Origin of the sequence: Aetokthonos hydrillicola CCALA 1050 (genome assembly GCF_017591665.1) — a bacterium.
Classification (GTDB): domain Bacteria; phylum Cyanobacteriota; class Cyanobacteriia; order Cyanobacteriales; family Nostocaceae; genus Aetokthonos; species Aetokthonos hydrillicola.
The window spans coordinates 50,453-71,573 of sequence record NZ_JAAKGC010000034.1 but is presented as its reverse complement, the minus strand read 5'-3'; the positions used below and the strand labels follow the sequence as shown (position 1 = coordinate 71,573).

Here is a 21,121-nt window from a genome sequence, read left to right as displayed (position 1 = left end):
GCGACGATAACACCCCTGACTAATATCAACCGCTAGGTTGATGAGGGAACGGGGTGTTTGATAGCGAAGCTCTCTTCGAGTCATCGAGCGTCGGAGTTGTCAACTTCCGGGATTTTCACCGAGTCAATTAATTCTTCAACAACTTGGGTCATTGTCTTTTCTGTTATTGCCGCATATAAGCGCAATTTATTCATTCTTCGTTCTGTAATAAGAATGTGTAAATGTTTTTTTGCCATACTATGTACATAACATGAACATGATTATGTTATCATAGATTCAAGCGATAAAAAAAGGAGGTGATGTTGAGTGTTGCTAAAGGTTGTCAAAGTTCGTATATATCCAACGAAGGTGCAACAAATTCAGTTAGCGCAAGCTTTCGGGTGTTCTCGTTGGTGGTGGAATTATGCACTGAATAAGTCAATTGAGACTTATAAGGAAACAGGTAAAGGACTTGGACAATCAGCACTCAACGCACTTTTACCAAAGCTTAAAAAAGCAGAAGAGACAAAATGGTTAGCTGATTGTTATAGTCAAATATTTCAAGCTACAACACTCAACCTTACCAAAGCTTATAAAAATTTCTTTGAAGGACGAGCTAAATTTCCTCGGTTCAAATCAAAGAAAGATAAACAGTCTATTCAATATCCTCAAAATGTCAAAGTCGAAAAGGATGTTGTTAAACTTCCGGGTGGTATTGGTGATATTAAAGCCGTTACTCATCGACCAATTGAAGGGAAAATTAAGACTGTTACCGTGAGTAAGTGTCCTTCTGGTAAATACTTCGCTTCTATCTTATTTGAGGTAGAGGGTGAGACACCAGAACCTTCTATTGAAGGTAATGTGATTGGGATTGACTTAGGACTGAAACACTTTGCAGTAGTCAGCAGTGGTGAGAAAGTGTCTAAGTTCGACAACCCCAAGCATATTGTCAAACATGAGAAAAACCTCAACCGCAAACAGCAAAAATTAGCACGTAAAAAGGACGGAAGTAAGTCAAGGTTTAAGGCTAAAAGAATTGTCGCTAAAGTTCACGAACGTGTGACTAATTCACGGCAGGATTTTTTACAAAAGCTAAGCACAAAGCTGGTCAACGATAACCAAGTTGTAGTAGTAGAAAACCTAAATATCGTCATGTTGGTGACGCTCGAGGACTCGCTAACGCTTCGCTATCGTAATCACAACTTAGCAAAGTCAATATCCGATGCAGGGTGGGGAATGTTCACCAATTTCTTAGCTTACAAGCTAGAACGTAAAGGCGGCTTGTTGGTTGAGATTGATAGATGGTTTCCCTCTTCTAAACTCTGTTCTAATTGTTCTCACAAAATGGATGAAATGCCTTTAGATGTACGTGTGTGGACTTGTCCTCACTGCGGTGTTCATCATGACAGGGATGAGAATGCAGCAATAAATATTAGAGCAGAGGGTATTCGGATTCTAGAACTAGCTGCTAGTCAGTCGGTCACTGCCGGAGGGAACCCCGGTACTGCCGTAGGAGGGGAGGTAAGACCAACGGGAGGCTCGTCCGAACAGAGGCACACCCCTATGAGTACGGAAGCCTACACTGTACCTGTACTCAGGTCAGTGTAGGTAGTTCACAAAAGGCATCTTAGATAGACGGTGTAAGCGCCGCCAATTTTTAAGATGCATAAATGTAAAAAAAATGTTGCTGATGCAACAAAATTTTACCAAAATATGATGTGGAGACAAATCTATCAGGTTATGGACACTTTCAAACTGCTGGGTTGTCCAAAATCCCCATGTAAAACGACACCACGCTGATTAGCATGTAAGTGTCGCAGAATCTTGTAAATTGCCTCAATTTGGTCTGATGCGCCTGCTTTTTGTGCAATTTCTTCTATGGAAAGGCTTGTTTTTTCTGTCTGTATAACTTCAAGGACTTGCTTCTGCAACTCAAGAATAGCTGCCGCTGCTTTCTTCCCAGCTTCTACTCCTGGCTGATGGTAAGCATTCACATTGACTAAACTGCCATAAAAACCAACAGCACGTTCATACAAGGCAATCAACGCGCCTACTATGCGTGAGTTGACTTGAGGAATGGTAACTGTAACCGAATCACGTTGGTTTTCATACAGTGCTTGTCGGGTTCCTTGAAGAAAACCAGACAGATAATCACCTGATGTCACTCCTGTCTCTATTTCTGGAGATTGTCCTTTGCGATCTTCTAAAACTTCAATAAACGTCACAAAGAAGTTCGCCACACCTTCACGTAGTTGCTGTACATAAGCATGTTGGTCTGTTGATCCTTTGTTGCCGTAAACAGCAATACCTTGATGGACTATGTTTCCATCTAAGTCTTTCTCTTTACCTAACGATTCCATCACCAGCTGTTGCAAATAACGGCTGAATAGCAATAAACTATCCTTATAAGGTAGGATAACCATGTCTTTTTCGCCCTTACCGTTCCCAGAAAAGTACCAAGACAACGCTAATAATGCTGCTGGGTTCTGTTTTATGTTGGGTATGCGGGTAGCATCATCCATTTCTTTTGCACCCTCTAGCATGGCACGAATATCAATGCCCTGCAATGCAGCTGGTACTTGTCCTACAGCAGAGAGTTCTGAGGTCCGTCCTCCTACCCAGTCGAACATGGGAAACCGAGCTAGCCAACCTTCGGATTTTGCTTGCTCGTCTAGCTTACTACCAGGCATTGTAATGGCGATCGCATAATTAGCAAAGTCTAGATTTTGTCCAGCGTAAGCTTTTTTGACTTCAATCATGCCGTTGCGTGGTTCCGGTGTTCCCCCAGATTTAGAAATGACTAATACTAAAGTGCTGGAAAGGCGGTTACGCAAATGAGTTAAGATGCGATCAATGCCTGCTGGATCGGTATTGTCGATAAAGTGAATCCCTAAAGGTGGAAAGTCTGGGGCTAGAGCTTGAGCAACAAATTCAGGACCAAGAGCAGAACCACCAATGCCAATCGAGATAATATCAGTAAAACGAGACGCTTTTGGTGGGTGAATTGCACCTGTACGGATCTTTTCAGCAAAAGTTTCGATTTGCTCTATGGTGTTGACAATTTCTTCTTGGAGTTCGGGTGTTGGAGCTAAGGAAGGATTTCGCAGCCAGTAGTGTCCCACCATACGGTTTTCATCTGGGTTTGCGATCGCACCCTTCTCAAGTTCTTCCATATCCGCGAAAGCCTTCTCAAATTTTGGCTGTAAAGCCTCCACAAAGGTATCGTCAAACCGCATCCGGCTAACATCTAGGTAAAATCCTAATCCTTCGTGGAAATATAACCATTTCTGGTATCGTTGCCAAAGTGCCGTAGCGTCCATAGGGAAATCTCAAGTAAAGTGATTTTCAAAGACAAGTTTAAGCTAACGTGCAGCCAATCCTTTGTCACCCTTATATAGTTTTAAGTGTTGTCTTGATGTTCACCTGAAACATCTGGCGTTAGGATGACAACCTAATGTTATCGTCAACTGCGCGACCCACAAGGGGATGGGGTTCTGAGCTGAATGGCACTAAGAAAAACCTAAAAAGGGGCTGACATGGTGACGCCGCGACGCGGGGAAAATTCTATCTCCGCGTCCCCGTGTCTCCCCTCTCCGCGTCAATCTTAACCCTTAACGAGCGTGCCATTCGGTTCTGAGCTACACAAACTAGTCTGCTAAGTACAACATTTCATAAATTCGTAGCATTTTTGTTCGTAGTTGCGCTGTCTTCGCTAAAGCGCAACTACGAACGAAAGACTTTATTTTGATTTCGTCACGAACTTGTGCAATCGTGTACTAAGTCTAGGTTAATCGAGAACAACATCTTATGCTCGTCACGTACGCACAATAGTAAGAGGAGTTTCTAAAGTTGTCCAATCTTCCTGATATATGTTGCTAGCAGGATGACCAAAACGAGTTCCAGTATCGTACAGGAGAATGTCCAACAGCTGTTCTAAATATGAACTGATCGAACGAGCAGATCTTCGACCGGGAGGAGCTATGTTGAGTCCACGTTGTTCTAGCCATCTTAGGTCACTGGGAGTGGTTGTTACAATAACTTTTAAGTAGTCCCGACAAATATTCCACCTTGGTTCATCTGGTAGGTAAAAGCTGAGCCGATACCCTCCCGATCCAGGCAGACCTGAAATTAGAGTTTGTTGGGGACAAAGAGCCTCTTCCTGACCCACAGCAGGATACAAACGGTAGATACTGTAATCGGGATTCATGATAAAAACGTGGGGATAAATTGGCACGAGTGAATTGTTTATTACCTCTACTACATACTCATTCTGGTCTTTATCTTTGGCGTTGTAGTATAAATTTACTTCTCCCCCAGTTCTGGTAGTTTCATCAAGCAGGTCTTGGAGTTCGTATGGTTTCAAATTTGACAAATAGCGACGGAGTCTAACCTTAACTTTGCCTGCCAATTGAGAACCTGGTTCCGAGTTAATTAAATTCAGGATTTGGCGATACCGAGCAATGTTCTCCAAGCAATGACGTGCAGCTATTGCGCTGTCTTCTCCCTGATTCTGGATTTTGTCAGGAATGACAAGTAACTCGCCGTTGCTGTTGTAGATGCTTAATGTTCCATCGGTAGCTATCACATGCAAATCTGCTATTTGGCTTGAATCATCCAGTACTTTTAGATGAGGTGATGGCTTCTGGTCAGGAGTTGCCTGCTGAATGGCTTTGTATAGGTGAGTAATTGCTTGTTGATTGATTTCGCCTTCAATTGCTTTTAAGGTTACTATTTGACGCAAGCCAATATAAACCTGTTCCGTAATTAGACCCCGAGCATGTAATGGAATGAGCTCTTCGAGAGCAAAGAGACTCCGAGCATGAGCAGTAGTTGCCCAAACCTTGAATACTTCGACTGTTGTCACAGGGGTTGCTGGTAGAGAATCGTGCGTACGAACCTCCGCTGGATAAAGAGCTAGTCGAGTTCCCTGATGCAATCCATGTACCAAGCCAGCCCCTAAGGTGACAATATCACCCATTACTTCACGAACTGTGATGAAGGGATCTTGTTGTACGCGTATATTACCAAAAATTACTCGCTCACGATCGCCCTCACACTGAGGCATCTGGTTAGGATAGATACCATTTACTTGAGCAGCTACCCTTTCATAAAGCTCAGCGTAGGTTGTTCCTGGAGCCATTTGACTAAGGGCTTGCAGAGTAAAAAAGGTCATTGCCCCGTGCCATACACCTTCTTGCTCTTCACTCTTTGCCCAATACTCGTTGGACATTTGGCGATCACGGCAACCTGCTAAAAGGATATGGGACATCTTTGGACGAAACCAACCACTAGATCCTATGGTTCGGATAGCAGTGCCGGTAAGAATATTAGTGTCTAAGTCAGTAGGTGGGATCCTTTCGTCAGGGGGTACCTGCCGGGACAGAGCAATGCTGAGTCCTTCAATGTCACGAGTGCCAGAGCCAGAATGGCAACTGTCAAGAATGACAGTGACATAATCGCCCTTGTTTTCGACCAAGCGATCAAGCAATGCAGCCAGCGTTTTATCTGGTATGTCGTAAACACCAGGGGTTCTGCTGTCGTGCGGAACCAGTGTTTCGTTATACCCGTCAGGTTCTATACCTGTGACATCACGTATTTGGGAACCATGACCGCTGTAATGCAATAAAATTTGGTCGTTGACTTGGATAGCAAGATTGTTAATTAGAAATTCTTGAAATGTTTGAAGAATGTTAGCTCGCGTCGCTTCTTGGTTGGTTAAAGTCCGAATGTGATCTTCTGGAACACCCAATTGATTTATCAGAAAAACCCTCATAGCTGTTACATCGTTGACACAGCCACGCAGATTTTTTTCCGTTTGGTATATATCAATACCAATAAGCAGTGCCCAAAACGAAGAACCGGTTTTAACACCGATTTGCTCAATACTCATAAGCGAATGTGTATTCAATCTGCAATATGATTATTACTTTTAATTAAACTGAAGTTTCCGTTGCATTTCTACTAACAAAGCTCGTAAGAGGATTGAGTAAAGGTTCTGGATTGCCTTGACAGATAAACGCCCCCCAATAGTACGAGTGAGGGTATCTACTTTTCATAGAGAGTTGCGCCATGCGTAAAGCTTCTGCTCTGGGTTCACCTTGTAAAAGCCTACGATAGAAATCTGTCATTAACTCCTGTGTTTGTTGATCTGGCACCTTCCATAGACTCATGACCAAGGTCTTAGCACCTGCGAGCACAAAGGCTCGTCGTAAGCCAAAAACTCCCTCCCCAGCCTGCACTGCACCTAAACCCGTTTCACACGCTGAAAGCACTACTAGCTCAGTGTTTAGGAGATCTAGACCAGAGACATCTTCAGCAGTTAAGATACCGTCCTCAGCTTCCTCAGGTAAGAAACCCTTATTGAGCCAAGTGTTAGCCCCTGCCAAAGCCAATCCTGAACGCAACAAAGGATTCTCCAAGTTCTGCTGTGACAGTCGGTCTGATTGACCAATCGTCTCTTGGTTCAGATTATACTCTTGATCGTTAAGAAAGAAACCATGAGTAGCGATATGAACAATGTATGGTGAACGGAAGGTTTTCAACCGAGTTTCTAGTGCCTCTTTCCCTAGAAAAGGCTGAACACCAAGCATTTTAGCAATTTGCTCACCCTCAAACCGCGTACCATGCAACTGCCCAAAGTGCAGTTTACTGCGTTCAAAATCGCGAGACTGGGAACCAAATGCTTCAGTCGTCTCTCTTGATTTAACTGATGTTTCACTACACAGATCGAAGTCTGGGTCAGCAACTACAAAAGGTTTACTAGACTGACTGAGTGGAGTGGAGCCAAAACGCAGGAGATCGCGACCAGTACTGAGATAGACAATTTGGTATTCGTCAATTAATTGACGTTCCTCACTGATAGGGAGAACTTCAAATGGTAGCCGATTCAAGTCAGCATCTGGAGCTATAAACAGCTTTTTACAACTTCTGATAGCTGGTTTTAGTGGGTCAAATAGGATTTGTCTTAGAGCCACACCGCTGTTGGTGTTGGAATTAGTTAGGCTCGATGGAGAAGGACGACCATATCTCATGTCCTCTTCTTGTGGTTTTGTATCTTGCGCATTTATATCTGAAATTTTTCTATCATAACGCTTGATTTCAGCAGTAATTAGTTCTCGAAATTCGGTAATTTTTTGCTCAATTATCTCAGCTTCACCTAAGTCAATCATTTCGACAATATCTGGCTTTCCAGCAGCTATAACAAAAGCTAGATACCGAGATTTTCCCCACTCTATTTCCTCTTGTGCGCGTACAGCATTGAAATTAAACATCCTAAAGCGAATAAACTCAACTAGCATACTTTCCTTAGGCAAAGCTAAGGCGATCAAATGGCGATTAGCTGATTTAAACTGCTGGTTCAATCGCATTTCTGGAATTTGCCCTGCCAGCTCTACTTCAAGTTGTTCTCGTTGTTTCTCCCATTGAGCTAGAAGCTCCTGATGAGTTTGCAAATTTTCATCCACTGCTGAACCCGCCATTACCTTATAGGCAATCTGCATTCGCAACGTTGCCAAGTCTTGCAACTTATCTCTTAAAGTTGGATAACGTCCACTCAGTACAGCATCCCGTTGAACAGCTAATGCTTCAGCCGCAATTGCCTTACGTTTTAAGACCAAATCCAATGCCATTCCTAAAGCTGATTGAGAATTAGAGAAAGAGTGGACAATCAGCGAGAGAAAACCACTAATGTGAGATTGAAGCTTTAGTAGATAGAGTAAGCGTTGTCTCTCAGAGACGCTGGAGAAAACTTGCTCAACCATGCGATCATCAATCGCAGCAATTTCTTGTATTAAGTCCAATGCTTCGGTTGATTTCCCAGTTGCAACATATAGTTTTGAAAGGTTATCTAGCAAAGTAGCAACATCTGAATGTGTTTCTCCAACTGTTTGATGCAAGATTTTTAGTGCTTGCTGATAGAGAGGCTCAGCATCAGCATAGTTGCCTGTTGCACGGTATATTTCCGCTAAATTGTTCAAGCTACTAGCAAAGTCAAAATGTTGCTCTCCCAAGATTTTATGGCGAATTTTCAATACTTGTCGACAACGCATTTCTGCTACAGCATAGTTCCCCGTTGCCTGATGCAAATTAGCTAAATTGCTTAAGATTGTGGCAAACTCTGGATTATTTCTTCCAAATACTTGACGATAAATTGATAGTGCTTCTTTGTATAGCTCCTGAGCAAAGGTATATTCTCGTAAGTTAGTAGCTATAAGCGCAAGATTATTTAGCATCCGAGCAACCTCCGGATGATTTTCTCCCAGAACTCTCCGCTTAATATCGAGTGCTTTGGGCAAAAGATCCATCGCAGAATTGTAGTCATTCAGCTTGCGATATAGCTCCGCTAAACTGCTTAGAGTATTGGCAGTATCTGTGTGGTTTTCCCCTAATATTTCACGTTGAATCTCTAATGCTTGTCGATAAAGGGACAGTGCCTTATCATATTTACCCTTAGCTTCATGAAGCACTGCTGAGTTGCAAAGATAGTTTGCTAAATCTGGATGATTTTGAGAATTGTCTCCTAAGGCGCGACGGAAAATCTCCAACGCTTCTTGTCGAAGAGGCTCAGCCTCACTGTATCGCCCCATGTCTCGGTAGAGGTCAGCTAAGTTGTTCAAACTAGTAGCAAAGTCACGATGATTGGGCTTGATCTGTCGTTGGATCTCCATAGCCTGACGAAGCAGTGGTTCAGCATCTTCATAGTTACCCATTGAAGAATACAATTCTGACAAATTGTTCAGACTAGTGGCAAAGTCTGGATGCTGCTCTCCTAACCTTTGACATAGTATATCTATCGCTTCTTGGTAATGTACTATTGCCTCTTTATACCTACCTACCTCCTTGTACAACGCAGCCAAATTATTCAGTAATTTTCCTACAAAGGGGTGTTTATTGCTAAATCCTTGACGCAACGTTTGTAACCCCTTATGCTGAAATTCTATAGCTTTGGTGTAGTCACCTTTAGCATGAAATATCGATGCCAATGTACTCAGTATTTGGGCATCCTCTTGAGGGCTGTTTCTTCCTATTTGACGGTGGATTTCATCAACTTGTAACAGTAGATGTTCAGCTTCATTATACTGTCCTCTTTCATAATACACCGAAGCAAGATTAGCCTGACACTGAAGAATAAGAGGATGTTGCTCCCCTAAAGTTCTTCTCCCAAGTTGGAGAGCTTGTTGAAAAATCTGTTCTGCTTCTTCATATTTACCCTCTACACGACATTGTTCTGCCCGATTATTCATTGAATTGATAACATGGCTTGGATCTTCTTCGTGTGCGGTTTGTGATTGAATATTCTGTAATTCCTGATGTACTTCATTCGCTTCATTGTTTCTACCCAGTAAATAGTAAAAACCTGCTAAATTAAGTAAGCTCTTGGCATAGTAGGGATGGTTCCTTCCCAAATGTTTTAGGGTACTATCACGAATCTGAATAGCAAGGGTCAGTGCTTCCTCATATCTTCCTTGCTCGTAAAGATAGCGACACTGCTGACTTGCCAAGGCAAAATCTTGGGGATTTTTCATTTGATTTTTCAGACTCCAAAAAAAGAAAATAATTTTTCTGACTTAGGACTGAAGGCTCCTGACTTTTCCCAATCAAGACGAGAGCGCCTCAGTAAGATCCCAGGATTGAACAGAGCTTTTCCTTTTAGTTTATGGACTTGTTGGTGTGCATGATCTGGTGGCAAGGGGAATGTAACCAAACTAAGTTGTTTAGGTGTCGAGCATCCCCACGAGATGCGCAACTGACCAAACTCAAACGGTAGTTCTTGAAATTTACTGTCTCACTTATAAAAGTGTTTAACATGCTTAACAGATCTAAACCACCATTAAGGATGCAAATAAACCTACAGCTAGAATTTTGAAGTAGTTGGGCTTGATCATATGCGCTATTTCTTCTGCCACTTTCTACACTTAAATTATCCATATCTACGTGTAGTGCTTTGTAGTTAATTTAATTTAAATACACATTAAATATTAATACTTAGTATTTCTCCAAATTAGGTAAGAAAGGCATATTATTCACCTGTGACAATTTAAAGTCATGAAGTCTTTGTCAATATACCTATAGACTGATAATAATGGAAACAACCGAGATAAAAACGTCATTTTTCGGTTAATGAGTCCCAACCCCTGACTGTCTTATTGGTACATAACAACAAATTTTAAAGCTTGAATCTACCAAAATAGTTAATGGATAAGCTTTAATCTACTAATTAGACAGTCAGGGATCCCAACCGAGAGGTAGAATCGAGGGTAGTGCTGCCACTTTATTCCTCTCTTCTGAAACGATGCTTGCGGTAGAGTGTACCTAAAAATGGTAGTGCATGGCTAAGTGATAATGATGATCCATATGATGTTCTGTATCAGTAGTAGCGTGCTGGTCCGTGGAACTGAGATCCTGCCTGGTGTCGGGGCATCCCAGGATAAACAAGCTACTTTTTTATAGGGCAGGGACTTAGCCAGGATCATCAGAAATAAACTCAGTATATAGCTTTCTTCATCAAGAATTCAAACTTGACTTAGTATACAAAAGTGAGATAGTTTATTAGAATAGTACATATTCTCTATCATTGTTCGCAATAAGTTTTTCCGAGCCCTAAGCGATCCTACGAACAGGTTATTGGCGTTTACTGTATATGGTTCTATGGTTCGCACTATATCCCCGTTTTCCTTTTGCCTGTTGGAGATCAAGAACGAAAACGGAAATAGTCGCTGACAAGGCTTGATTTTTCGTTGGCTATAACGGTGTTAAGTAAAAAGAAGTAGCAAATTACCAAAGTATTAAAATTACAAGGAGTGCTTTAGTGAAGCGTCAAATTTTGGGTAGTGGTCCAAAGTCGGAAACTCAATCTCTGTTTTCTGTAACACAGAAAGCTTCATCCTCTCTTACAAAAAGTCAGATTCAGAAGTTTCTTCGGCAAAAACGTTCTCCCTCTTATATGGAAGCTTTACATCAACTAGATGCAGGAGGGCACATATTTGAAACAGATGCCTTTAACAAGCTCATTGAAATAATCAACTCAGAATTGCCTGACATATCAAACCTATTGCTCGGCATTGTAGCCAAGTGTTACCTTGGACACCCTTTTGAAGTACACACTCTTCAAATAATGGGCAGCATTGTTCATCACTATAAAGTCGGTGAACCGCTTCCTGCTGCACTTGAAAAAGCCAGATCTATGGCTCTGCACTCATCCTATGAATACATAGAAGTTTATTCCGAATACATAGTAGCTGTATCTAAAAATGGCTCCACTTCCCTTATAAATGTTGGAGAAGACATCAATGGCTGATCGCATTGTTCCTCGTGAAGATATTTCTGATATTCGTCGTTACCTTAAAGATATAGGACCAGTAGTTGTAGACGTCAAACAACGAGTGGATTCTGTAGATGATAGATTGACCAAGTTTCAGGGGGATTTTAAAGAGCTTCGTAAAATTATTAACGACTTTATTGAGAAAGATATCAAGGACAAACAGTTACAACTGGCACAGACGAGGTTGGTGACGGTTCGTCAAGAATTAGAACAAAAGTTTGGCTTCTACAATGAACTTCGTCGGAGAACAACAGGTATACTACAAGCTGCCGATCTAAGTCTCGTGAAGCGAGAAACGATCGCAAATACAACAGATGAGTTAATGCTGTCAGCACCTAAGTACTGGCTAGCTCCTGTGTTAGTTGCAACGTCATCCTGGTTGCTGGATAACAAAGAGTTAGCTGATCGTGCAGTTGCAGAAGCACTACAGCGTGATGACGAAAAAGCTTCCTTGTTTTTCGCGTTAATCATGCGTCGTGCCAAGCGTTCACAAGCGTACCAAATCTGGTTAGATCGCTATTTTGGTATGCAAGATCCAGAAACTTTAGATCGCCAAATGATCGTTGTTCTAAACGCACTCGTTAATGGCGTTTTTGGGATAGAAACATACAGTAAATGTTTGACAAGGATTGAGACTTGGTTAAACGAGCTATCAGAAAAAGCTGGTTATATCGATCAACAGAGACAACGATGGGAAGATGCGCTTCGTTCTAAGATAGCGCCTCTTTCGGATGAAATTTATCCTTATTTAAGGAAGTACAGTCCTACTTGGAGTAAATTATCTGAGGTTTTGCGGGAAGCAAAAGGACATGAAGATATTTTTAACTACTTTAAGGGTGTATTTGAAGGGGAAATTACTCGTCTGGCTAAGTTTGAAGATGAAGTTGATCGGCTTCTCACAAGCTTGGCAACTAAATTCGACGATGAGGAACTGCCGTTGATCAGTGAAGAGCGGTTGCAGAGTTTGATTATTAAGCATGGAGGTCATACAGATAGGGCACAACAGCAGTATGATATGGAAAAAAGTGCTTTTGAAGATAAAGTTACCTTTACTCAGATTTTATCAAACGCAGCAATTACTCCTGAGCTAACTGAGACTTCTCTTGCCACTCAACGCTTCGCGATCGCTTTGTCTCACGAATGGATCGTTTCTGCCCATCAGGATTTCACTGCAAAAAATCGTCTCAAAGTTCCACAAACGATAGAACTATCCATTGATGATTGGAAAGGCTCCTCTACTGATGGCTCTAACGAACTCCAATTAGTCAGTGACGTTGAATCACACTATGAAAAGCGCAAACAAGATGCTTTATCTAAAGTTAAGATAAATCCTCTGGTTTGGGCTTACCTGGTCATTGGTACTCTGTTATTCTTCCCAGCCCTTTCTTCCAAAAACTTTTTCATGATGTTGGTTGGTGCTGGAGGTGGCGTTTCATTTTTTGTTGCGAAAAAACAAACTGAAGCAACTAAAAAGAAGATTGAAAACGACTATAGAACCTTTAATGCAAACACTCAGCAAGTTTTACGAGCGACACTTGCAGAAATTGTTGACTGGCGGCGAGAATATCTTTCTTGCGATCAAAGAGAAACAAAAGTTACAGAATTGCTTGAGGGTATCACTCCTGAAGAATACATACTTAATCCACACGGCTCGTCTCGACGCTTGTTTATGAAATAGTTGGAGTTGAAGGATGAGTAATCAAAGCGATCCATTGTCAGATTCTTCAGAGCAACAGACTATGAACAATCAGTCTACCAGTTCTCAAAGTGCTGAGAAAAGTGTAATTGATAAGTCAGAGTATGTTTACGAACTTCCCTCTTGGGAATTGATGCCACCAGCAACTTTTGTTATTCGTCGAGTACGCCGTTTATGAAACCTCCAGTTACTTATGCTCAATGGAGCGATTGTCTAGATCGATTGATTGATGGCACACTTCAAACTAGCGAGTTGCCAATTCTCGATTCAGGTAAAATTGAATGGTCTAAAGGAAGCGCAGAAAGATTTGCTAGTCGTTTTGCAGATGCTTATGACAAGGTACTAAAACAGTGTGCTAGTCGTTTGCAAAAGAATTTGTCTTTGGGCGCAAACAATGAGTTTGATATTGTGAAAGCTTTAACTGTTGCTAGGCGAACTCTAACGTTTCTGTTCCAAATTAGCTTACTCAAACCTGTGCCTGAAGATTTGAGGAACTATCTGCAAGAAGCCGTTAATAAGTATGCTAAGCAAGCACAGTCCTCTTTAGAGCAAAGTGCGAAGTCTGATAGATCTGGTCGGCTTGCTTCCTTATTAAAAAATAATTCTTTGCTAAATTTCAACAAAGAAGCTGTGTTACCGCCTACTGATAGTTCCACTAGTAAGGATTCACAGAAAACTGAAAATATAAAACCACAAAGAAGAATTCTTCTGTAGCTATGAACGACTCTCAAAATCTCAAGTCAAGTTTAACTCGGTATCTAAAAGCTCGTATACCATTTATATCAATTAGAAGTGCAGAGCGTTCTAGAGTTTTAGAAATCCTGAGCGAGGTTGCTGAAACTCTAAGCGCTCCAATCTTCTACCACACCCTGTCAAAAGGGACTAGACAACTTCCCGCAAATACACAAGTTAATGACGATCATTCTGTAGCTGGTGCCCTCGATTTTGCGAGTCACCAAATTGGTCAAAAACAAAACCTAACTTTTGTGTTTACAGAAGTTACCGATCTTGAGGATGATTCTGCTTTTGCTCGTCAAGTATCGGATTTAGTAATGCTTGCTACAGAAACTGGTGGAGTTTTAGTTGTTATTACAACAAAACCTATTTGGGGGCAATTACAACGACTGGGTTTTGCATTAACCCTCGATCCTCCAACAGAAGACGAAATGTTAATAATTATCAAAGAGCAGTTAGATCCTTATCGAGGTCAAATGACTATAGAGTGGGATCTTGAGGACGAACGTCGAGCAGCAGCTATACTAGCAGGCGTTACAAGAATTGAAGCTGAAAACAGTATTGTCTCTCTATTAGCCAACGGCAAAGTCTTGAAGTCAGACATCGTAGAATTAATGCATGTCAAGGATATGATATTTGCTGACATTTCGGGACTAGAAAAAGTTGAGATTAGAGAAAATCAATTAAATGTCGGTGGACTTTCTGGACTTAAACAGTGGCTAGATCGAGAAAAACCACTTCTCACCGCTGATCTTAGAGCAAGAGGTATACGTCCACCTAGAGGAGTGTTATTGGTAGGAGTACCGGGTTGTGGAAAATCTCTGTCTGCTAAAGCTATTGCAGCAAGCTGGGAATTACCTCTTTACCGATTGGACTTGTCTACGATTCAAGGCGCATACATTGGGCAAAGTGAAGGACGACTCAAGGATGCTTTAAGCACCGCCGATCATGTTGCTCCTTGTGTATTGTGGATTGATGAAATTGAAAAAGGATTAGCTGGGGCAATGCAAGCCAATGATGGCGGGGTTGGTGCGCGGTTAGTAGGTCAATTTCTCTTCTGGTTACAAGAGGGACGTGCCAGAGTTTTTGTAGTTGCAACCGCAAATGATGTTTCGAAACTACCACCTGAGCTTCTGAGAAGAGGACGTTTTGATGAACTATTTTTTGTAGATTTACCATCGTCACAAGAAAGGGAAGAAATTATCAAGATATACATCAAGAGGGGATTGAAAAAAGAAGTTGACTCAAACCTAATACAATCTTTAGTTGAACTATCGGAAGGTTTTGCTGGTGCAGATATTGAAGCAGCAGTCCGCGATGTAGTTAAAGCATCAATTATTGACGGGGATACTATCATTACCCCTGAGCTTTTTGAATCAAGTTTCAAAAACATTGTACCGTTGTCTAAGACAAGTCCTGAACAGATTGATGCCATTAGAAGTTGGGGGAAAGAAAGAGCCGTTTCAGCATCAGGGCAACCGATTATTGGATCAACTTCAACGGCTAGAAATCGTCGAGCAGTTTTGATCTGAGTAGAGATTTGAAAAAGAATAAAAAAATATACAACCAGAGGAAGAATTATGTCAAGTTTCTCGCTTAGTGAGGTCGCTTGGAAAGAAACTGCAATATTGAATGTTGCACGCTCGGTAGCAGCTTCAGTGGTTTGGCTTCTAGTGTGTTTATTAATGTTTAATACATTCGCACTAGCTCTACTAACGCTTCCTTTTCAATATCTTCTCTTTCTTGCTCCTATCGGGATCTTTTGTTCATATATATCACGAATATTCCCTTTTGTGGGGCTCATAACACTAGCTCTAGCAATCGTTATTGTGGTAGGAGATCCTATAATTTGTCTAATCACATCTCTAAAGCCTGGCCTACTTCCTGTTGATAGATATCCCCCCTTTAACTTTGTTTTGATTATGTATGTTTTAAGGGATTAACTCTAAGCTGTTCGGCATCTAGTTTTACAGGGCAGTTTAAGGCAGCAAAGGGGTTCATGCTCTAAATTATTAAATTTCTGGAGTTTGGACTAAAAGTTCAGACAGAAGGAAAGTACGGATAGAATAACAGATAAAAAACAGACGGTAATACTGAACTGAAGAGCGATGGTTTAAGAGGAAAGCAGTCAGAAGTTACACTGACTGCTGTAAAGTCAATGAATGTAAACAAAAACTCATTGATTCAGATGATCCTGCTCAAAATTTCACTTTATGCGCTTATATTTACTTTGCAATTCTCACTGTTTGACGTATTCGACGTAGTATAATGTGGGTTCGCGCATAAGTTGAAATTCTGAAAACGAATTTATAAGGGTTTCAGTCCACGAAATTCGCGCATAAACTGAATTCTTCTCATGAAACCTCGAAAGACGGGCATTCATCAATCTTTCAGTTGCGATCGCTATCCTCAAAGAAGCTCAGTCACCCTTATTATATCGTTTCATCAACGTTGGAAAATTACATCTTTAACGCGAATTGGGTAGGAGGCTAAAACCCTTACCTCAAGGCCGATTTCACTTTATGCGCGACAGGGGTTGTCTCAAACCCCTGTAACTCCGTTGTCTAAATTTCATGTTACGCGCGAACCCACACTAAAGATACGGGGTTTTCAGCGGACTTACTTATAAAATGGGGGGTAGAGAGTAGGTAGTAAGGAGTAGGGATTAGTGGATAGGGAGTAGGTGTAGGAATTATTTTTTACACTCAACCCCGAACCCACAACCTCTAAACCCTATCCCCCAACTCCCAATACTGCTCGGTTAAAGAATTTCTTGGTCGAGGCAAGCAGGAGTAGCAGGGGGGAATTTTTGTCTCCCCTGCCTCCCCTGCTTATCCGAGCAGTATTGCCCCAACCCCTATCCCCTAAAAAATTTCTATGGTTGACTATCTAATTTTCTTGGCTATTTCTACATCAATTTTTGCCCTGTTTGGTTTGGGGCTTAACTTGCAGTGGGGTTTTACAGGCTTAGTTAACTTTGGTCCTGTTGCCTTTATGACATTAGGGGCATATACAACAGTGTTGTTAAGCCTAAAGGGTGTCCCTCTATTTATATCGGCGCTACTTGGCGCTGTAGCAGCAGCGTTGTTAGGATTGGTAATTGGTTTTTCAACTCTGCGTTTACGGGAAGATTACCTAGCAATTGTTACTATTGGTGTCGGCGAACTGATTCGTTTAGTTGTTAATAACCAAGATTTACCTGTAGGTGATACTTGGACATCAGGTGCGTTTGGGGTACAAAGTTATCCTATACCCCTAGCCACTTTTACACCAAATTTGTTTGTTAAACTCTTAATGATTGGATTATTAACAATACTTGCAGGATTAACTTTGTGGCAGTTATGGCGCTGGATTAAATTTTCACAACCATCGCCCAAGAAAAAATTTATGAATCGGCAAGAATTTATATCTCGGTTGGTTGTAGGAATTTTGCTTGGGCTATTGTCAGTGGCAATTTATATTTCTGGCGCGATCGCACTATATGACTACAACCCAAAAGCTGGTTTAATGTTACTATTGCTTCTTTCATTAGCCTTTGTCTTCTGGCGACTAGAAATTTTAGTGCGATCGCCTTGGGGTCGAATTCTTAAAGCGATTCGCGAAGATGAAGAAGTTCCCAAAGCAATGGGGAAAAACGTCTTTTGGTACAAAATGCAATCACTAATGCTAGGAGGCGCGATCGCAGGTATTGCTGGAGCATTCTTTGCGTGGCAACTTAGCGCCATTTACCCTGATAATTTCCAACCGCAGCTTACCTTTGACACTTGGATCATGGTCATTTTAGGTGGTTCGGGTAATAACGTTGGTACAATTTTAGGGGCAGTAATTTTCTTTGCTTACGATGCTCTAACTCGTGAAGTCTTGCCAAAAATCGTCCCCCTTGATGAAGCACGTTTAGGTGCATTTCGCATTATGGTTATAGGTTTAATCTTAATGGGGCTGATGATTTGGCGTCCTCAAGGTATTTTAGGTAAAAAGGAGGAACTTACCCTTGGTAAATAACCAATCATCCGACTTTCCATTACTTTCAGCAAATGGACTTTCTAAAAGCTTTGATGGTGTCAAGGCGGTAGAAAATGCTGAAATCCAAGTAAACAGTGGTAGCATTACTGGTTTAATAGGTCCTAATGGAGCAGGAAAAACGACCTTATTTAACCTAATATCTAACTTCATCCGTTCAGATCGTGGGAGAGTGATTTTTCACGGTAAACCTATTGAACGCTTACAACCTCACCAAATTGCTCAGCAAGGATTAGTACGTACCTTTCAGGTAGCTCGTACTTTATCACGCTTATCTGTGCTAGAAAATATGCTGCTAGCAGGACAAAAACAAACTGGTGAGAACTTTTGGCTAGTCCAACTTCAACAAACCCAGATAGCAATTGAAGAAAAGAAACTGCGAGAACGGGCTATGTTTCTGCTAGAGTCTGTAGGATTAAGCGAAAAAGCACACGATTATGCAGGAGGATTATCAGGCGGACAACGTAAGTTGCTAGAACTGGGACGAGCATTGATGACTAACCCCAAATTAATTTTGTTGGATGAACCAGCCGCAGGGGTAAATCCCAGACTGATCGATGAAATTTGTACGAGGATTGAGGCTTGGAATAAGGCGGGTATGACATTTCTGATTATTGAACACAATATGGATGTCATTATGTCGTTGTGCGATCGCGTTTGGGTGCTTGCTGAAGGTAAAAATCTTGCTGAAGGCACGCCACAAGAAATTCAGCGCAACTCGAAAGTTTTAGAAGCTTATTTAGGTAAATCAGATTGAAGAAGAATTCAGGAGTCAGAATTCAGGAGTCAGAATCAATTAGTGGTGTATTCAAACCCGCCACTAATTGCAAACGGCTAAATCGAAAATTTAGCCGTGGTCTTAAACCCCTCGAATAATATTATTTTTTTATAAAAAAACCGTATTTTTTCGGAAATTTGGAAGAAGTTTCTAAGAAAAATCCGTACAATCAACTACAGACAAAATACTAAGTATTACTTAAATTTAACTTGGTGTCTCTTATAAGGCATTCACAAGTAATCAAAAAAGGCTCTTTCCCGGCTGAACATTTTATCTTCCCGTGGTAAAGACTCACAGAGCGGAACCTTGTTGCATCAATGTAGCTAGTTGCTCTACTTGTGGAAACACCAAATAGACTGACTGACTATCGTCATAGATCCAACTTGAGTTCCAGGTGTTGGTGAAGCAGAACACTTTTAGATATTAGTCAGCAAAGCTCGCCGTTTTTGTACTTTTTATTGATAATCCAGTCATTATCACGGTACGTGTTTTCTCTATCAACGCATCACCCAACATTTCTATACCAACCACTTAATGCAGGTGTAGGAGTGTTACGAGCTTGCTAAAACAACAGAAATGATCCTCTGATATGGGGTTAATACCTAACTTTTTACTGTATGAAAAAAAGTTATGGTTAGTGAATTAACCAAAGAGATACTACTGGCTAAAGAAAATCAATTTAATTATTCACATACTACGGGTTGTTTATAAATGCGTAAACTAAACAATGTTTCAAAAAAAACTGAGTCTACAACCAATCTTCTTGACAACACAAATAGCTTAACTCAGCTACAGAAAGCTAATAGTATCACCAACCGAGCTATATTGTATGCAAGCAAAGGACGGTACATGGAAGCGAAACAACTATTTATGCAAGCCCTAGAAATTTTAGAAAGCCTGTTTGGAAAAGAACATCTCTTAGTTGCTAATGGTTACAACAACTTAGGTGTATTGTTCTATTTCCAAGGACGTTACACTGAAGCTAAAAATTTATATGAACAAGCTTTAGAATTGAGACTTCGCTTGTTAGGGAAGCAACACTCTAATGTTACTCAAAGTCTCAGCAATTTGGTTGCACTGTATCGAAACCAAGGGGAATATGCACAAGCCATGAAAATCCAGCATCTACTACCGATAGAGCCAAACTCTGATATACGCAATAGTCTCGACAAGTTAGCTAAACTCTATAGTTTTGAAAAGCGCTATACTAAACCCGAACCGTTATCCTGAAAAAAAGGGTGTCGAATGGAAGCAAAACCGTTTTTGAAGTGGGCTGGGGGTAAAAGTCAACTTCTTGAACAAATAAATACGTTTTTTCCACAGGAATTAATGAAGGGGACAATCAAAAAATATATTGAACCCTTCGTCGGGGGTGGTGCTATCTTCTTATATTTAGCTGCATGCTATCCAATTGAAGAATTTTTTATTTCCGATATCAATCCAGAATTAGTGTTAGCTTATCAAACAATCAAACACAACCTAAAAGACTTAATTTCTGTTTTGTCAGATATTCAAAAACAATATTTATCTCTAAATGAAGAAGAAAGAAAAGAATATTATTATCAAATAAGGTTGCAATTTAATTCACAGCGCTATCAAATAAATTTTGATAAATATAGTCAAAAATGGGCAGAGAGAACAGCCCAAATTATTTTCTTAAACCGTACTTGCTTTAACGGATTATTTCGAGTCAACTCAAAAGGATATTTTAATGTTCCGATTGGTAAATATAAAAACCCGACTATCTGTGACTCAGAAAACCTAAAAGCTGTTTCTCAAGTTCTACAAAAAACTCATATTCGACATGGTGACTATACTCTGTGTGAAGATTTTGTTGATGAATATTCTCTCGTTTACTTCGATCCCCCATACAGACCAATTAGTAAAACAGCTAATTTTACATCATATTCACAAAAAACTTTTGATGATTCAGAGCAATTAAGACTGCGAGATTTTTTTACATTACTTGATAAAAAGGGTGCAAAGTTAATCTTGAGCAACTCTGACCCAAAAAATGAAGATTTATCGGACAATTTCTTTGAAATTGCATACGAGAATTATCGAATAAAAAAAGTAAAGGCAAAACGTAATATTAATTGTAACTCTTTAAAAAGAAAGCATATAGACGAACTTCTAATTACAAACTATTGAATGTTTTGAATCGATGAGATGCCAATATACACAATTTTCTTGCTAAGTCTCAGATTAGAGGGCGTTGCTTAATCGAAGAATGAATCTAAAGTAGAGGTAGCTGCACAACGGTTAGACAACGGCGCAAAATATCTTAATACAATAAGCAACGCCAATTTTAGCACGCAGTACTCAGAAGCCTTTTGATATGCCTTTACATATCCTCAAGCGTGGCTGAAATGATTATCTTGTCGCTAGCCTCATAGGCTGAGACTATCTTTTGGTTAGGTTGGACATTAAGAGTTGATTTAGTCCAACTTCTGACATAATGTATCGCTCCAGTTAAGCGATTTACCCGGAACAAATTGACAGTTGTTGAAATTGGTTTTTCTGTTACGGGGTCAATAACGCTTTGTTCTTCATAGTAAGTGCTATAGAAGATGCTTAATAAAAGATCACTTAA

At 40.7% G+C, this 21,121-nt stretch carries 13 protein-coding genes; 10 read left to right on the top strand and 3 right to left on the bottom strand.

Annotated features, from left to right (window positions below; genetic code table 11):
- Positions 1–306: 306 nt before the first annotated feature.
- Entirely contained in the window at positions 307–1,587 is a 1,281-nt protein-coding gene (locus tag G4P69_RS18440) for an RNA-guided endonuclease InsQ/TnpB family protein (protein WP_208343974.1), read from the top strand.
- Positions 1,588–1,712: 125 nt separating this feature from the next.
- On the opposite strand, the gene G4P69_RS18435 is transcribed toward G4P69_RS18440, so the two are convergent.
- The 3 genes from G4P69_RS18435 to G4P69_RS18425 form a co-directional block, all read right to left on the bottom strand.
- On the bottom strand, positions 1,713–3,299 hold the full coding sequence (locus G4P69_RS18435) for a glucose-6-phosphate isomerase (RefSeq protein ID WP_208343973.1): 1,587 nt from the start codon (positions 3,297–3,299) through the stop codon (positions 1,713–1,715).
- Positions 3,300–3,793: 494 nt separating this feature from the next.
- Entirely contained in the window at positions 3,794–5,869 is a 2,076-nt protein-coding gene (locus G4P69_RS18430) for a caspase family protein (protein WP_208343972.1), read from the bottom strand.
- Positions 5,870–5,912: 43 nt separating this feature from the next.
- Complete coding sequence (locus G4P69_RS18425) at positions 5,913–9,503, bottom strand: CHAT domain-containing protein (RefSeq protein ID WP_208350817.1); 3,591 nt, start codon at positions 9,501–9,503, stop codon at positions 5,913–5,915.
- A gap of 1,283 nt (positions 9,504–10,786) precedes the next feature.
- On the opposite strand from G4P69_RS18425, the gene G4P69_RS18420 reads away from it, so the two are divergent.
- The 9 genes from G4P69_RS18420 to G4P69_RS18380 all read left to right on the top strand — a co-directional run bounded on the left by G4P69_RS18420 (position 10,787) and on the right by G4P69_RS18380 (position 20,679).
- Complete coding sequence (locus tag G4P69_RS18420; RefSeq protein ID WP_208350815.1) at positions 10,787–11,275, top strand: hypothetical protein; 489 nt, start codon at positions 10,787–10,789, stop codon at positions 11,273–11,275.
- Entirely contained in the window at positions 11,268–12,977 is a 1,710-nt protein-coding gene (locus tag G4P69_RS18415; RefSeq protein WP_208343462.1) for a hypothetical protein, read from the top strand. The genes G4P69_RS18420 and G4P69_RS18415 overlap by 8 nt, the downstream gene beginning before the upstream one ends.
- A 13-nt stretch (positions 12,978–12,990) precedes the next feature.
- Positions 12,991–13,173 carry a hypothetical protein gene (locus G4P69_RS18410; protein WP_208343460.1) on the top strand — a complete coding sequence of 61 codons (183 nt, stop codon included), beginning with the start codon at positions 12,991–12,993 and terminating at the stop codon, positions 13,171–13,173.
- A complete protein-coding gene (locus G4P69_RS18405; RefSeq protein WP_208343458.1) occupies positions 13,170–13,709 on the top strand; it encodes a hypothetical protein in 540 nt (179 codons plus the stop codon). Before G4P69_RS18410 ends, G4P69_RS18405 begins: the two co-directional genes overlap by 4 nt.
- A gap of 2 nt (positions 13,710–13,711) precedes the next feature.
- Positions 13,712–15,262 carry an AAA family ATPase gene (locus G4P69_RS18400; protein WP_208343456.1) on the top strand — a complete coding sequence of 517 codons (1,551 nt, stop codon included), beginning with the start codon at positions 13,712–13,714 and terminating at the stop codon, positions 15,260–15,262.
- A 1,345-nt stretch (positions 15,263–16,607) separates the two neighbouring features.
- Complete coding sequence (locus G4P69_RS18395) at positions 16,608–17,732, top strand: branched-chain amino acid ABC transporter permease (RefSeq protein ID WP_208343449.1); 1,125 nt, start codon at positions 16,608–16,610, stop codon at positions 17,730–17,732.
- Positions 17,722–18,507 carry an ABC transporter ATP-binding protein gene (locus G4P69_RS18390; protein WP_208343447.1) on the top strand — a complete coding sequence of 262 codons (786 nt, stop codon included), beginning with the start codon at positions 17,722–17,724 and terminating at the stop codon, positions 18,505–18,507. Before G4P69_RS18395 ends, G4P69_RS18390 begins: the two co-directional genes overlap by 11 nt.
- 732 nt (positions 18,508–19,239) lie before the next feature.
- On the top strand, positions 19,240–19,758 hold the full coding sequence (locus G4P69_RS18385; RefSeq protein ID WP_208343444.1) for a tetratricopeptide repeat protein: 519 nt from the start codon (positions 19,240–19,242) through the stop codon (positions 19,756–19,758).
- Positions 19,759–19,773: 15 nt separating this feature from the next.
- A complete protein-coding gene (locus tag G4P69_RS18380) occupies positions 19,774–20,679 on the top strand; it encodes a DNA adenine methylase (RefSeq protein ID WP_208343442.1) in 906 nt (301 codons plus the stop codon).
- Positions 20,680–21,121 lie beyond the last annotated feature (442 nt).